15 protein-coding genes are annotated in these 14,762 nt (G+C 40.3%); 1 reads left to right on the forward strand and 14 read right to left on the reverse strand.

What is annotated here, in order from left to right; translation table 11 throughout:
* Window positions 1-43: 43 nt before the first annotated feature.
* The 11 genes from SPD53_RS17900 to SPD53_RS17950 all read right to left on the reverse strand — a co-directional run bounded on the left by SPD53_RS17900 (window position 44) and on the right by SPD53_RS17950 (window position 10,694).
* Window positions 44-1,336: a hemolysin family protein gene (locus SPD53_RS17900; protein ID WP_156855791.1), complete on the reverse strand. Its 1,293-nt coding sequence runs from the start codon at window positions 1,334-1,336 to the stop codon at window positions 44-46.
* 233 nt (window positions 1,337-1,569) lie between these two features.
* On the reverse strand, window positions 1,570-2,904 hold the full coding sequence (locus tag SPD53_RS17905; RefSeq protein ID WP_336253376.1) for a C40 family peptidase: 1,335 nt from the start codon (window positions 2,902-2,904) through the stop codon (window positions 1,570-1,572).
* 334 nt (window positions 2,905-3,238) lie between these two features.
* Window positions 3,239-3,868 carry a response regulator gene (locus SPD53_RS17910; protein ID WP_156855831.1) on the reverse strand — a complete coding sequence of 210 codons (630 nt, stop codon included), beginning with the start codon at window positions 3,866-3,868 and terminating at the stop codon, window positions 3,239-3,241.
* Entirely contained in the window at window positions 3,868-4,941 is a 1,074-nt protein-coding gene (locus SPD53_RS17915; protein ID WP_188858200.1) for a sensor histidine kinase, read from the reverse strand. Before SPD53_RS17915 ends, SPD53_RS17910 begins: the two co-directional genes overlap by 1 nt.
* Window positions 4,938-5,666: a cell wall-active antibiotics response protein LiaF gene (gene liaF, locus SPD53_RS17920; protein WP_188858198.1), complete on the reverse strand. Its 729-nt coding sequence runs from the start codon at window positions 5,664-5,666 to the stop codon at window positions 4,938-4,940. Before liaF ends, SPD53_RS17915 begins: the two co-directional genes overlap by 4 nt.
* Window positions 5,667-5,756: 90 nt before the next feature.
* On the reverse strand, window positions 5,757-6,395 hold the full coding sequence (locus SPD53_RS17925; RefSeq protein WP_336253377.1) for a PspA/IM30 family protein: 639 nt from the start codon (window positions 6,393-6,395) through the stop codon (window positions 5,757-5,759).
* 26 nt (window positions 6,396-6,421) lie between these two features.
* Window positions 6,422-6,766: a lmo0954 family membrane protein gene (locus SPD53_RS17930; protein ID WP_156855786.1), complete on the reverse strand. Its 345-nt coding sequence runs from the start codon at window positions 6,764-6,766 to the stop codon at window positions 6,422-6,424.
* Between the two features lie 239 nt (window positions 6,767-7,005).
* Window positions 7,006-7,611: a DedA family protein gene (locus SPD53_RS17935; protein WP_156855785.1), complete on the reverse strand. Its 606-nt coding sequence runs from the start codon at window positions 7,609-7,611 to the stop codon at window positions 7,006-7,008.
* 99 nt (window positions 7,612-7,710) lie between these two features.
* A complete protein-coding gene (locus SPD53_RS17940) occupies window positions 7,711-8,697 on the reverse strand; it encodes an LLM class flavin-dependent oxidoreductase (RefSeq protein WP_188858193.1) in 987 nt (328 codons plus the stop codon).
* Between the two features lie 273 nt (window positions 8,698-8,970).
* On the reverse strand, window positions 8,971-10,026 hold the full coding sequence (locus tag SPD53_RS17945) for a M42 family metallopeptidase (RefSeq protein ID WP_336253378.1): 1,056 nt from the start codon (window positions 10,024-10,026) through the stop codon (window positions 8,971-8,973).
* A 98-nt stretch (window positions 10,027-10,124) separates the two neighbouring features.
* On the reverse strand, window positions 10,125-10,694 hold the full coding sequence (locus tag SPD53_RS17950; protein ID WP_188858248.1) for a DUF1836 domain-containing protein: 570 nt from the start codon (window positions 10,692-10,694) through the stop codon (window positions 10,125-10,127).
* 128 nt (window positions 10,695-10,822) lie between these two features.
* On the opposite strand from SPD53_RS17950, the gene trhA reads away from it, so the two are divergent.
* A complete protein-coding gene (gene trhA / locus SPD53_RS17955; RefSeq protein WP_156855782.1) occupies window positions 10,823-11,470 on the forward strand; it encodes a PAQR family membrane homeostasis protein TrhA in 648 nt (215 codons plus the stop codon).
* A gap of 42 nt (window positions 11,471-11,512) precedes the next feature.
* Here trhA and SPD53_RS17960 read toward each other — a convergent pair whose 3' ends face one another.
* From SPD53_RS17960 to SPD53_RS17970, 3 genes are read right to left on the reverse strand one after another with little or no spacing between them, the layout of a single operon-like run.
* Window positions 11,513-13,765, reverse strand: a complete 2,253-nt coding sequence (locus SPD53_RS17960) for a carboxypeptidase-like regulatory domain-containing protein (protein WP_336253379.1) — start codon at window positions 13,763-13,765, stop codon at window positions 11,513-11,515.
* Window positions 13,755-14,069, reverse strand: coding sequence for a hypothetical protein (locus SPD53_RS17965; RefSeq protein WP_336253380.1), 315 nt, complete (start codon window positions 14,067-14,069; stop codon window positions 13,755-13,757). Before SPD53_RS17965 ends, SPD53_RS17960 begins: the two co-directional genes overlap by 11 nt.
* Window positions 14,059-14,610, reverse strand: coding sequence for an RNA polymerase sigma factor (locus SPD53_RS17970; RefSeq protein WP_336253381.1), 552 nt, complete (start codon window positions 14,608-14,610; stop codon window positions 14,059-14,061). The genes SPD53_RS17965 and SPD53_RS17970 overlap by 11 nt, the downstream gene beginning before the upstream one ends.
* Window positions 14,611-14,762: the final 152 nt, after the last annotated feature.

A 14,762-nucleotide genomic window follows, 5' to 3' on the forward strand; every position in this document is an offset into this window, starting at 1 on the left:
CAACAAAAAAGCAGGCAATTTGCCCGCTTTTCTATCTGAACCATTATGGTTTAATTATCTTCACTTTTTTAATCTGGTAACCATCCATTTCCTCGATTATAAAACGGTGGTTTTCATATTCAATAATGACGCCTTCCTGTGCGTCCAGGTTTGTCGTAAACATCCATCCCCCGATAGTGTCGACTTCATCATCTACCAGCTCGATACCGAGGATTTGATTCACATCTTCCAGATGAAGTTTTCCAGATACAATGAATGTCTTATCATTTACTTCCTGTACGTCAGGTATTTCATCTTCATCAAATTCATCACGAATATCACCAACGATTTCTTCTAAAATATCTTCAACCGTAATTAAACCGGCTGTTCCGCCATATTCATCATTGACAATTGCCATATGGATCCGTTCTTTCTGCATTTTGAGCAGCACCTGCTTAATCGGTGTAGCTTCAGACACATGCAGAATTGGCCGAATAAACTGATCAATTGTAACATGCTTATTTTGGTGATATCCTGTGAGAACTTCTTTCAAGTTTACTAACCCGATAATATTATCTTTATCCTCATCCGCTACCGGATATCTTGTATATTGTCCTTCAAGGATAACATCCATATTTGATTCTAAACTATCTTTTTTAAAGAAATATACCATTTCAGTTCGAGGTATCATGATTTCCCTTGCTACTCGCTCATCAAACTCAAAAATGTTGTTTACATACATCATTTCCGATTGATTAATTTCACCACTTTTATAACTGTCAGCGAGAATTAAACGCAGCTCTTCTTCCGTGTGGGTCTCTTCATGACTGCTGATTGGTTTGAACCCCATAGCAAGAATAATTAGCCGAGCTGTACCGTTTAAAAGCCAAATGAACGGGTAAAGTAAACGATAGAACCAAACAAGAGGTCTTGCAACAAATAAGGTAACTTGCTCCGCCTTTTGAATAGCAACCGTCTTTGGTGCGAGTTCTCCAATTACAACATGTAGAAAAGTTGCAATCAGAAAGGAGACCGCAATTGCTATCGTCGTAACCATTCCAGTACTAACATTAAAATAAGAAATGACTGGATAGAGCATTTTCTCAAATGTCGGTTCCGCGAGTCGTCCAATCCCTAATGCAGTGATTGTTATTCCGAGCTGACACGCTGATAGATATTCATCCAAGTGGGTGATTATTCTCTTTGCAGCAATTGCAGATTTTTTCCCTACTTCGATGTGTGGTTCAAGTTGTGTACTTCTAATTTTTACAATCGCAAATTCCGCCATTACGAAAAATGCGGTTAATGCAATTAGTACAGCAACTGCAAGTAAGTTAATTATGGGCAATACGTCCAATTAGTGTTCCTATGCACAAGCAATAGGAACTTCACCTCCTAAGTGCAAATATAAATTCATTTTTATTTCAGATTATTAGTTGTGATTGGCTCCATTTTATTATAATATATCCAACCATACCCGTCTATACAGAAGATTTTATTTTTTAAAATTCAGGTTCAAAAATTTAAGGATAAAATACGAAAAAAAATCCATCCTACAGATAGGATGGATTTTATGAATTGTTTACTTTATTATCTTACGCTGCGTACGTGGCCTGAGAATTTATCAGCCCAGTAACCGCTAGACATGTCTGCTACTGCTAGACCAGTAGAGTTCTGTGCACCGATAAACTTACCGCCACCAAGGTAGATACCTACATGACCGTTTGTTTTATATGTGTTGAAGAATACAATGTCACCCGGTTGCATATTACTTGCGGAAACCTTCGTACCAACACCTGCTAGTCCTGCAGTGCTTGACGGTACGGAAATTCCACCTTGAGCAAATGCCCAGGATACAAATCCAGAACAGTCAAATCCACCTGGTCCTTTTCCTCCCCATACATATGGAGTGCCAAGGTGAGCGAATCCAGCGTTCATTGCAGTTTCAACACCGCCAGACGCTGCTGGACGGGATGAATCAGATGAATTAGTTGAATTAGTTGAATTAGTCGAATTAGTTGAATTAGTCGAATTAGTTGATTTTGATTTCGGTTCTTCTTTTGAAACAGTTGATAAGTTATTGTTACTTGAATCATTATTATTTGAACTATTGTTATTTGATTCATTGCCACTTGCATTCGTTTCGTTACTTGCTACCTGAACTTCAGGAGCAGGTTGTGTTAATTCATTAATGTTCTGTCTAACGTCTCTTTCAAGGGAAGCAAGCTCGCTGTCTTTCACTTCAAGTTCTTCTACTTTTGCAACAAGTGCTGCTTCTTTATCTTTGATTTCTGCCTTTTTATCTTTGTTTTGTGTTTGTTGAGCTTTGATTGTTTTCTCAATTCCTTCAAGCTCGACACGCATTTCTTTTAATTCATCAAGTTTAACAATTACCTCTTCTTGCTTCTCTTCAACTTTAACTTTATCAGCGTCGATTTGTTCCATTAATTCAGCATCAGAATCGCTAATTTTGTTAATTGCACTTACACGGCTAATGAAATCCATGAAATTTTGCGAGCCGAATAACACTTCAAGATAAGAAATGTTACCACCATTCTTTTGGTAAGCTGATGCGCGTTCTTTTAAAATGTCGAAACGTTTTTCAATCGCTTCTTCAAGTTCTTTGATTTCCGCTTCAAGCTTGTCTACTTGCTCTTCTGTTGCAGTAATGGATTTTTCATTTTTCTCCATTGTTGCTTTGTTTTCGTCAAGCGCTTTATTAACACGGTCAATTTCATCATTTAAATTCTCTAAGTCTATTAATAAATCAGCAATCTCCGCTTCTGCCTCGGATAAGTTTGCTTTAATCGTTCCTCTTTCATCTTGAATTTGCGTTTGCTTGTCCTTCAGGTCATCAATAGATTCTGCTGATGCGTGATCAGTAAAAAACACACTGCTCAAACCTACTACTGTTACAGTAGCCATCGTTACTAAGGTCTTTTTCAATTTCTCGTTCCCCACTTCCTCACTACTATTGCATCTCTTTATGTATGTTCATGAAAGCCTACCTGCAAATTCGTGTCATTAATTTATATTATGTATTATTTTCATTTCAATGGTATTGTAACACCCAAAAATTGCAGTCGTGTTATCGTTATATTACAGTTATGTTTCAATTAATGACAAATTATTTCCTTAATAGAGAAAAAACATGCAATATCCCTCGGGCATACTACATGTTTAGACGTATATTTTCCTAATAGAGGACGATATATTAAAATCCTTTCATTTCACCTGATAATTTAAGACTGATAGAAAATTATACAAGATTATGCTGGAAAGCATAGATAACTGCCTGGGTTCGATCCTGTACCTCTAATTTTGCTAAAATATTACTTACATGGACTTTCACTGTTTTCGTTGCAATAAACAACTCATCGGCTATTTCTTGGTTCGTTTTCCCAGCTGTAAGAAGAAGCAGGACTTCCTTCTCCCGTTCTGTCAATTGCTCATGCAACGCTTCCTCTTGAGAATGGCGCATCCGGTTCATTAATTTCCCAGTTACTTCAGGTTCCAAGATCGATTGGCCTTCATGAGTTGCGCGGATCGCTTCGGCTATTTTTTCAGCCTTGGAAGTCTTCAGCAAATAGCTTTTCGCGCCGGCTTCAAGCGCTGGGTAAACTTTTTCATCATCGAGAAAGCTTGTAACGATGATAATCTTTGCTTCCGGCCACTCAGATAGGATCTGTTTCGTAGCTTCGATTCCATCCATTTCCTTCATAACTAAGTCCATTAAAATGATATCCGGCTTCCATTCAAGAGCTAACTTCACAGCTGGTTCTCCGTCATCAGCTTCAGCTACGACTTCAATATCCGGTTGTGCGGACAGATAAGACGCTACGCCAATACGAACCATTTCATGATCATCGGCAAATAATACAGTTATCATCATTCTTCCTCACTTTCTGTTTGAATAGATGCTCTTTCTTCTTGATCCGATCCTGTAGGTAGGGGAACTTTTACCTCAAGCTTCGTGCCTTGATTCGGTAAGCTGACAACTTTGAACGTTCCACCGATTTCATATGCCCTCTCCCTCATATTATGGAGGCCATAGGAACTAGTTTTCACGCTTTCCATGTCGAAACCTACCCCATTATCTGAAATACGTAAAATTACCGTACCTTCTCGCTTAATGAGCAACACATGAAAACTCGTGGCTTGTGCGTGGCGCAATGTGTTGGACATCGCTTCTTGAATGATACGGAACAGTTGGTCTTCAATTCCCTTATCAACAGAAAGTTCTTCCGCTGTCCACGATATATCAATCGTAATTTTCTGTTGCATTTCAACAAGCAATTCTTCCACACCTTGAACAAGAGATTTCCCTTTTAACGCGACTGGACGCAGGTGTAGAAGGAGTGCCCGCATTTCCAGCTGGGATTGTTGCAGCATTTTTTCCACTAATTGTAATTTCTTCTTCATTTCATCATCTTCAGGAGCATTTTGCAGATTGAGAGCTGAAATCATCATTGATGCCGCAAAGAGTTGTTGACTTACAGAATCATGTAATTCACGGGCAAGCCGGTTTCGTTCTTGGACGACAATTTCTTGTAAGCTCTTTTCTCGTTCTTCCGCTCTTTCTGTTGCAAGTCTTTGCGCGTTTTCCGTTTGCTGATCTATTCGTGATTGAATGAGTTCTAGACGCTTTTCAATGCTTTTCAGTTCGTGATACGGTTCTTTTTCCTCATCAAGTCTCTGCCCCTTACTTAGTCTGTCAAGCTTACGTTCAATCCGATGCAGTCGTTGTCTCCAGTACCAACCAGTTGATATCCCGAAAATCGTTCCGCCTGCTAGTATGAAACCAAACACCCAGATTAAGAAAGAAACATTGCCAATCTCGGTTTCCCACAGAATCGCATAACTGTCCGGAGGGAAAACAGTGAACACAAGTGTGAGGACGACCGCTGAAAGTAAGATACTAAACAGAATGCCAGTGAATATATGGCGGATAATCGTACTCATATACGCTTCACCTCAATATCTCCAGAAAATAGCGAGGTGACGATTTTTACACGCGTTGTTGCGTGATCATAAACAGCCGTTTGATAAAAAATCGATTTATTAAAAAGTTTTTCATGACTTTCGTGGAAGATATGGGCATTACCGAATATAGCACTGTGGTGGATACTGACCTCCACTTCATAAGGTACATATATTTCAATATTACCCAGACCATGACGTATTGAAATAACCGCTGTGTCATTCGGGATGACGGTATTACTTAAATCAATAACCCTATCACCAAGCAAGCCATGAATGTTCACATCTCTCCACTGGTAAGCAGTCTCCTCAGTATACTGGTCATCCAATACGGTATGGTCAAATAGAGGTTCCACACGACTTAGCGGCTCGTTTAGTGCTTCTTCGTCGGGAAGCTTGGGATAGATTCGATCGGTTCTTTTCGTTGAATCATAGTATCTCATCGCAAAGATAACAATTGCTGCAATAATAAGGAATCTAACTGCCATAAGACTCAGTATCGAAAAAATGAGACCAATAAGACTAAGCCAAAAGACAATTTTACCCCAGAGGGTATAAAAGTTCTTCCAGCTAATATAGACTAAGAACCCGCATATAATAGCGGGGATAATTGTTCCTCCAAAGGAAAATACAAATTCAGCCATGAGAAGGAGGATGCCGATGATTAGAATCCAGTTATATGATTTTGTCGGTAATTGCTTGAACATGACGGCTCCCCCTTACCTTTTCAATCGTTTAAGGCGCAGATTTCATCTACGCCTATATAGTATATCATTTTCCTTGGAGCTTATCGCATCTTATTCCACATTTTCTTTATCTTGTAATTCTTTTTCAAGCTTAGCAATTTTACTATCGAATGTGCTCTTATAATAGGAGCTATTCACCTTGTATTCCAGATTCTCGATATACTGCTCCAGTTCGGCAAACTTCGCAAATGGTTTATCGGATACATCATCGATTACTTGGTTCATTTGCTGATTCGCCCTTGCAATATTTTCTCTTCCCATTAATTCCATTCGGCGCATATGCATATCTTTCAGGCGATGCTTCATTTCTTCATATTTATTTTCCAGTGTAACGAGTTGTTCTATTGTTTCTTCCCTGCTCTGTTTTAAGCGGGCTGCACGCTTCTCATACTCTTCATACTCTTTCACTGCAAATTCATATAAATCGGTTTCTCCTGCTTGCTCTGCAATGTCTGCTTGTCTCTTGCGCTTATCTGCTAAATCTTGAGCTTTTAAATATTCACGAGAGAATTCATCTTTCAATTTGTACTGGCGCTCAATCATCTTTCTGACTTTTTCCTTTTCCAGTTCGCTTTGGCGCAAGTATTGATTCAATGCTGCGACTGGATTCTTTTCCTCTTTCTTATCCATTAAATGATGCAAGTCTGCTGAAATATTATCCATGATGCGTGTAAAAATGTTTGTTGACATAATTTATTCTCTCCTTTTAAATTTAATTATTGATGTAAATCTGCCCATTCCCGTTCGAAATTCGTAAATGGATCGTCATCGTTCACCGTGTGGACAACTGGTTCTTCCTTCCAGCTCTTCATGATCAAATACAATACATAAACAGCTGCGACACCAATGATTGCATAGATGTTCGACAAGCTGATGCTTAACACAAGCAATCCAACTACAATCCAGCCGACTTTTGCACCCGTTGAATCCGTTGCGACAAACTTTTTAAACACGATATACAACAACCAGAGACTCAACCCTAAAATAATCATTGGTCCAATATTGGCAAGCAACACGAAAAATGCAATTAATCCCCCAACAAAGAGTAAAAATTTCTTCATGTGACAGCCTCCTTTCTTGATCTTGACTCCATCTTACCGCAGAAAACAAAACCTGATAATGAGCCCCAGACATAAATCCAACTAAGCCCCAAGACGTATTTAGTGGGACACCGGGGTCAGAGGTTTTGTCCCACTGCGACTGGTGGGACACTGGGGAGGGACATGGGGTCAGTGTAAATGTCCCAGTTATACGCACCTAAAAAAGAGTACAAAAAAAGAACGGCATATCACCATTCTTTTCATTTTCTCCATTTTTTTATATATATAAATGCCATCAAAATGACGCCTGCTCCAAGCAATGAATAAACAATTGTCGAATAAACGTCCATAATTCCTAGAATAGCTTCCCAGTTCTCACCAAGGAGGACACCCACTGCTACAAGGAGAGCATTCCAAATCAATGTTCCGAGTGTTGTTAACAGGATGAATGCGGAAAATTTCATATTCGACATCCCAGCTGGAATAGAAATAAGACTACGAACGAGCGGCACCATCCGACAGAAAAACACTGTCCAATATCCAAATCTATCAAACCAGGTATCCGCTTTACGAATATCCGCTTTTTCAATTCTAAGAAGATGACCGAACCGTGCCACAATTCTCTCCAAGCGCTCCACATCAATCAGGAGGCCGATGCTATACAGAATCATCGCACCGATAACGGAACCCAATGTCGCTGCTGTCATGACGCCAATTACTGTTAGATTTGCATACGTGGTCATGAACCCTCCAAAGGGAAGAACGATTTCAGATGGGATGGGCGGGAATAAATTTTCCAACGTCATCATAAGAAAAATACCCAAGTAGCCGAACTTTTCCATTATATATGTGACCCAGCTTTGCATGCATACCTCCTGACTTTCAATTTACCTTGCTATTATGGATACTTGTCCATTAAACGCTTCTCTATAATATTTATATACAAACTACCATGAACTTAGAAGCTATAATCCAAATTCACGTGCAATCAGTTCGTAAGATTTTTTACGAGCCGCAAAATCATGCGTAATTGTAAGAATCATAAACTCGTCCGTACCATATTCCTCACTTAGTAACTCAAGCGATTTCCGAACAATATCCGGCGTTCCAACAATTTGCCGGTCACCGGATTTACGCAAAAGTTCGAGATCTTCATCTGTAAGCTTATATTCATTCACTTCAGTAATAGAAGGAATTTTTCCATTTCCCTTCCCTTTATCCTGCATCCATTTCCATATTTGATTGCTTTTCGCAAGCTGCTCCGCTTCCTCTTTCGTCTCCGCACAAATAACGTTCACCGTAACAATTGCTTCCGGCTCTCCCTCCTGGAAGTTTTCAAAGTAACCGCGCACAATTGACGGACCGTCTGCATCACTCATAAAGTCGCCAAACACATATGGCAGGCCTTTCTCGAGCGCTAACACTGCACTTTTCTTGCTCGTGCCAAGAAGCCACGGGACCGGTTGTTCTTTCGGAACAGGTTGTGCAGAAACCTTAGAGAAAAGATGTTCTTCAGGAAAATCACGATTCAAGAAATGGAGTAATTCATCCAGTTTTTCCGGATAGTTTTTCACCTGTTCGAGAAAATTATCTACAAGCGCAATCGATGCCTCTGCTGATCCGCCCGGCGCTCGTCCAAGTCCAAGGTCTATTCTTCCGGGATATAAAGTAGCCAGCAGGTTATATCTTTCAGCTATCTGGTACGGCCTATAGTTTGGTAAAAGAACCGCCCCAGAGCCGATGCGAATGCGATTCGTTTTCGAACCAATAATACCAAGAATGATGTCTGGTGCGGGACTTGCTAATCCCGGGAAGTCATGATGCTCGGCAATCCAATAGCGGTGAAATCCTAATTTTTCCGCCGTCACAGCGAGATCAATCGTCGCTTCCAGTGCCTCGTTTGCAGTTTTTCCATTTGGAATGGGAACCTGATCAAGAATACTTAGTTTCATCTTTTATACCTACCTTCCTTGTTCTCGAATAAAGGCGCAAGCGCCCTTACAGGCTAAGAACGCGATTCGTTACGCGGGCGCCTGGAACTGCGATTACTCGTCCCACCAAAAGATCTGCTAGTTGCTGGGCGCAGAGCGGACGTGGCTAACCCTGGATACCTAAATTATCACTGCATTTTTATTTTATAGTTTCCTACGCTAGAACAAGAGGTGGGACAATGCCTCCGTCCCCAATGTCCCACTGGGACAAGTGCTCTGACCCCGTGTCCCGTTTTATATTTCTACCTGTTTGGATTGGATGTAGTGGTAGAGTAATTGTTCGGTGTTTTTTAGGGAATCTTCGTGGGTGCGTTCGTATGCGTGGGAGGCGTCGATTCCTGGACCGATAAGGCCATGGACGATATCATGCCCGCTTCGGATTGCCGCTGACGCATCGGATGCGTAATAAGGATAGATATCTAACTTGTAGCCGATATGATTTTCCTCGGCTAAATTAGCTAAATTCTTGCGCAATCCATAATGGTATGGTCCGCTACCATCTTTCACACAGATAGAAACCGTGTATTCATCCGTGGACTGACCTTCCCCCATTGCTCCCATATCAACCGCTACATATTCGACCGTTTCCGCTGGAATATTAGAATTTCCTCCATAACCGATTTCTTCATTATTAGATATCAGAAAATGGGTTGTATAAGGTAGACTAAGCTTTTCATCTTTGATTCGTTTCATTAGTTGGATAAGCATCGCAACACTCGCTTTATCATCTAAATGACGTGATTTGATGAAGCCATTATCTGTTATTTCAACACGGGGATCGAAGGAGACAAAATCTCCCACCTCGATGCCAAGCGCTCTTACTGCTTCCGCATTTTCCACTTTGGCATCAATTCGCACTTCCATTTTTTCTTGATTATATTTAGCATCCCGCGCATTTTTATAGACATGCACAGATGTCTCATGATGTAAAATAGTTCCGGTGAAGATTTTCCCTGAAGACGTCTCAATCTCACAATATTCCCCATCGATTGAGTGATACGTAAATCCACCAATTAAATCCAATCGGAGACGACCGTCACGCTTAATTTCTTTCACCATGGCACCTAACGTATCGACATGAGCAGTAAGCATACGATGTTCGTTTTCATTCTCACCTGGAATTGTCGCAATCAAGCCGCCTTTTCTATTTCGCTTATGTTCAATTTGTAAATCTGTTAAAATCTCTTCAATAAAAGAAATTACTTTTCCAGTATTCCCGGAAGGACTCGGAATAGAAACAAGTTGTTTAATTAGGTTTTTCGTCTCTGAAAGATTTGGATAAGTCGCCACATGCATTCTCCTCATTCTTTTTCTTTTATTTTATCATAAAGTGAAACTTCATTCAGTGGGGGTATTACAGACCGTTAATACGTGATAAACGGTAAAGCTTAGTCCTTTTTCGCTTCTATATCTGCAATCTCATCAACTAAGGCTTCAGCTGCCCTGCGATAATAATTACTCATATTAACAAAGGATAGTACGAGCAGCACCTGATTCAAATAGCTATCATCGAGTTGCCCGGCATCCACCTCGCGCACCATTTTCTTACTGTCTTCGGTAAAACGTTCGAGATTACTTCCCGAAAGCTTTATAAAGGATTCATATAATGGCCCGAGATCAAGTGTTTCTTCCATCATCTGCTGATTAAGTGATTCCAGTGTTGTCTTAATATCCCGTATTGCAAGAATCGTCTTCATTTCATAAATCAAATCAATGAGCATGACATGTTCCGGGGAGTATTTTTTATTTTTTATCGGGAAAAATAATTTCCCCTTGGAATAATTATTGATCATTGTTTTCGTTAAAATCTTTTCATCTGTTGTCCGTTTCGTTTGTTCATACTTATTTTCAAATAATTGGATGACCTGATCCATGTATAAGTCCAATCCAGGTATATCCTGGCTGGATAGTCGTGTATTGAGCTGCAGTTTCTCCAGTAAGTTATCTAAATTATTCACCATATCTAAATTCCTCCACATTTTTATTAGCAGCGGTTGACTTATCGCTATAAACTATGTTATAAATTTATTATAACACTAACACGTAGTTTTAAAAACCACGTGTTACATCGAAAGGGGTTTTCCAGTTGAATCAGTATATTAGAGAACCAATTAACAGCCTAACACATTGGGTAGGTGCAGTTCTCGCTTTATTTGGATTAGTAGCAATGATTATAAAGGCCGTCGCCGAAGGGTATTCAATAATTGGCTTGACAGCCGTCGTTATTTTCGGAGTCAGCATGATTTTACTTTACTCGGCATCCGCAACGTATCATATGGTCATTGCAAAAGATAAGGTGATAGCTTGGCTGCAGCGAATTGATCATTCGATGATTTTCGTTTTAATTGCTGGGACTTACACCCCCTTATGTATCATCGCATTGAATAACACATTAGGTTGGATTCTATTCAGTGTCATTAATGGCCTCGCAATTCTTGGTGTCATTTTCAAACTGACATGGTTCACTTCACCAAGATGGCTTTCCACCATGATTTACATTTTAATGGGGTGGCTCGCTATCTTTTTCACTGGAGAATTAGCCCCAGCACTTGGTACAGGCGGGATGGTCTATCTTATCCTTGGTGGTGTCGCCTATACGATTGGCGGGATTATTTACGGATTTAAACCAGAATTTCTCCGGTTTAAAAATTGGGGCTTCCACGAGATTTTTCATATTTTTATTCTCCTCGGCAGCCTGTTCCATTTCATTTGTATATATTGGTATGTCATTTAACAAAAAAATGCGTAAGGCGGGATATCTGCCTCACGCATTTTTTTAATTCACTTCCTCCAAAGCGCGGATAAATTTAGTAAGTGAAGTTTGTTCTGTTTGTTCCTTCCATTCCTGCAGCTCGGTATCCTGCTCTTTGAAAAAGAACATCAGCCCTTCATGCAAGGTATCGATAACCCGAGCGTCATCATGCGCCGCTTGTTTTATATCAGAAATAAGAACACTCCAATCCACTACACCGACATTACCAGTCGTATATTCCATATAAGGATATTGTTTTGCTAAATCATACACTTCATCTAAATCAGTACCAAGATAAATTTCCACAGCTAATAGATTTCCGATATTGTGGTTGTCGCTTCCTTCCAGCAGTGCTTCCTTATGGAGGTTCGCAGCTTCCTCGTATTTACCTTGAAATAAAAGAGCATTGGCATGGATACTTTTTGTATAAGGGTCGATTGTTTCTCCCAAAGCCGCTTTATACTTCTGATACCACTTCTCATATTGCTCCCAATCGCTTGCATCGTAATAATAATGTAACATCTGATTCAGATAAATAGGATCTGCCGTAAGCTCGGCTAGTTGTTCATAATAAGGTTGCTGCAGCTTTTGCGCGGTACTAAAGCTCCCACCCGCTTCGATCCCGATCAACCGTGCAACCATTCGGAGGCTGTGCAAGTCATCTGGGTTTGTTGTTAAAACGTTCCGGTAACCGTCAAGCGCCTGTTCCAATTCACCGGCTAGCAGCAATTCATCTTCTGCTGTAAGTTCCCGTTGTTTTAAATACATAGTCGGCAGATTTCCGATTGTTTCTTCCGCTAACCGGTAACCATTGCTTTGTGTTATAAGATTTCCATCTTCATCAAAAGCCTTCACATTCCAAGAATAATGTCCCTCTGGATTTTCAAAGCCAAGCACCGTTGCCGGGTTGAAATAATCGTTCTTTGTTTCTGCAATATCAGTAAGGAAATTCAAATAAATATTATAAAGACTCTCTACAGGCAATGAAAGTTGACTTTCTTCCACCTTCCTATCCCAGCTCATCCCATAAGAAACATCGCTTTCTTCTATATGAAAGTCAAGCATGTAATAAGCTGCCTCGTCAACCGCTTCCCAGCTAAAATCAATCGTTTCTTCCTCCAATACGGCTTCGTTTGCAGGAGCGTTTACTTCCAGTAGCGGGGCTAGCGTAATATCATATTGAATATTTTCTGTACCGTCGATTCTTACCCAGTCATTCATATCAACCGGCCAAAAATAGCCATCGATTTGCTCCATTTGGAAACCGGCAAACACTTGATAATCTCCAGGCATAACCCCCGTGAATTCGAAATTCCCAGCAGCATCTGTCTTTGTCTGGTACCATTCATCAGGACGAATCGAACTAGTAACATCGGCAGCATCCCTAAGAAATACACCGGCATCCTTAATCGGCGTCCCGTCCTGTCTGCTAATATTTCCTGATACCTTCGCAACCTCCGCCGCACCATTCACAGGAGGACCAGTTAGCAAGCGGTTCTCCAATTTCTTCATCTCTTCATAAACACCGCTCTGTTCTATCGGGTCTTCATTCTCTTCTTTTTCCCAAGCAATTCTATATTCTTCCAAACCTTGCTGAACCGTCGCTAAAGCCTCTTCCAGCTGCCCCTTCCTCAATAAAAGGAATGCTTCATATTGCTTCTTTTCTGCCTTAGCATACGCATGGTCCGGAACGTCAATTTGTTCTAATAGACTTTCCGCTTTAGCTAGATTTCCAGCTTGCAAATGGAGCTTGATAAACGAAAACTTTAGTTCAGGAATTTCATAAGAGTGCTCCGACTTTTCCAAACGTTCAACTGCACGATCATAGATTTCCTGAAGTCTAGCGTCATCTCCTTCCAGTACTGCTTCATATGCTAGCTCCATAACCGCCGTTTGTAGATATCCATTAATAGGCCCATTTTCTAGATAATCCTCAATATATGGTTGCTTTTCTTCCCAACTGATGAATGGCCAATCATGATCCGCAGCCACGCTTGTCGTCATAGAAGGCCCGACATATATTGCATAGTCATTCATCCACTCCCCACTTAAGAAACGCTCTTCAATCAGGTGATATTTTTGACTCGGCAGAATATTGTCTTCCAAGAGTTCGAGAATTTTGTCTTTTCCAACCCCACTTCCATTCGCAAGCTTATATTTTACTATACCGAGTTCAAGTTGTGGTATCAGATAAATACTTGCAAGCGGAATAAGGATAAAAATGCCCGTCATAATCATAACCAAATGCTTTATTTTTAACGTAATATTATTCCTCATTCACAAGTCTCCTCTCTACTTCCGCTTTCCAATACGTATTACCTCCGATTTCAATCGTTTCATACGGATATTCATCTTGATTATTGAATTCAGAAATTGTGAAAAATCCGTAACCGAACAAAAGGATGACCACGGCTGAACTTACTGGAAGAATTGGTATGCTGATCTCTTTATTCCATAGTTGATGAAGTTTATCTTTCCACGTTGGCCGGTAAACTTTTTTCAACACATCTGTTTGCTTTGTAAACCGAATATTTTCAAGTTCCTTATTTAGTCGATTCTTCATCTGTTTTTTATCCTCCATTATGCGCATCCTCCTTTAGTAAATGGTCTTTTAACAATTTTTTCGCCCGCTTTAGCCGTGACTTGATAGTATTTTCCTTTATATTTGTCAAGGCAGCAATTTCCGCAAGCTTCAATTCGTTAAAATAAAATAACGTGATGACTTCTCGGTATTTATAATCCAATGCATGAATTTGAGCCGTGAGATTCTCGTTCCACTCGACTGCCAATAAATCCGCTTCCGGACTATCAATCCTATCCGCTTGTTGTGTGCGCTCGACTGTTTCTATATCTGGGAAAATATGCTTAAAACTCCATTTGCGCATTTGCTGCCGACAACGATTAATCGTTATCGTTGTCAGCCAGCTCTTTAAATGTTCTTCCTTTTCCAGCTGATTTATTTTTTCAAATGCGGAGATAAATGTATCTTGCACCGCTTCCTCTGCCCGTTGGTGATCCTTGATTAATAGGTAAGCCATTCGGAGCAAATAGTCCCCATATTGATTCATGAGTTCAACTAAAGCAGCCTCTTCTTTTCTTTTTAACCTGTCGACTAGGTTCAACTTGCTCCCTCCCCTTACTACTAAGATGCAGGCAGATGATAAAAAGTTGCGTTTATAACAAAGGCGGAAGCGCCCGTTTAGCAACGTACAAACTGGAGCACTCCGGAATGAGATAAAGGAAACACAACGAACGATAGTGAGTTGATGTTGAC

It is taken from the genome of Oceanobacillus sp. MO10714A (assembly GCF_037072045.1).
GTDB lineage: Bacteria > Bacillota > Bacilli > Bacillales > Amphibacillaceae > Oceanobacillus > Oceanobacillus indicireducens.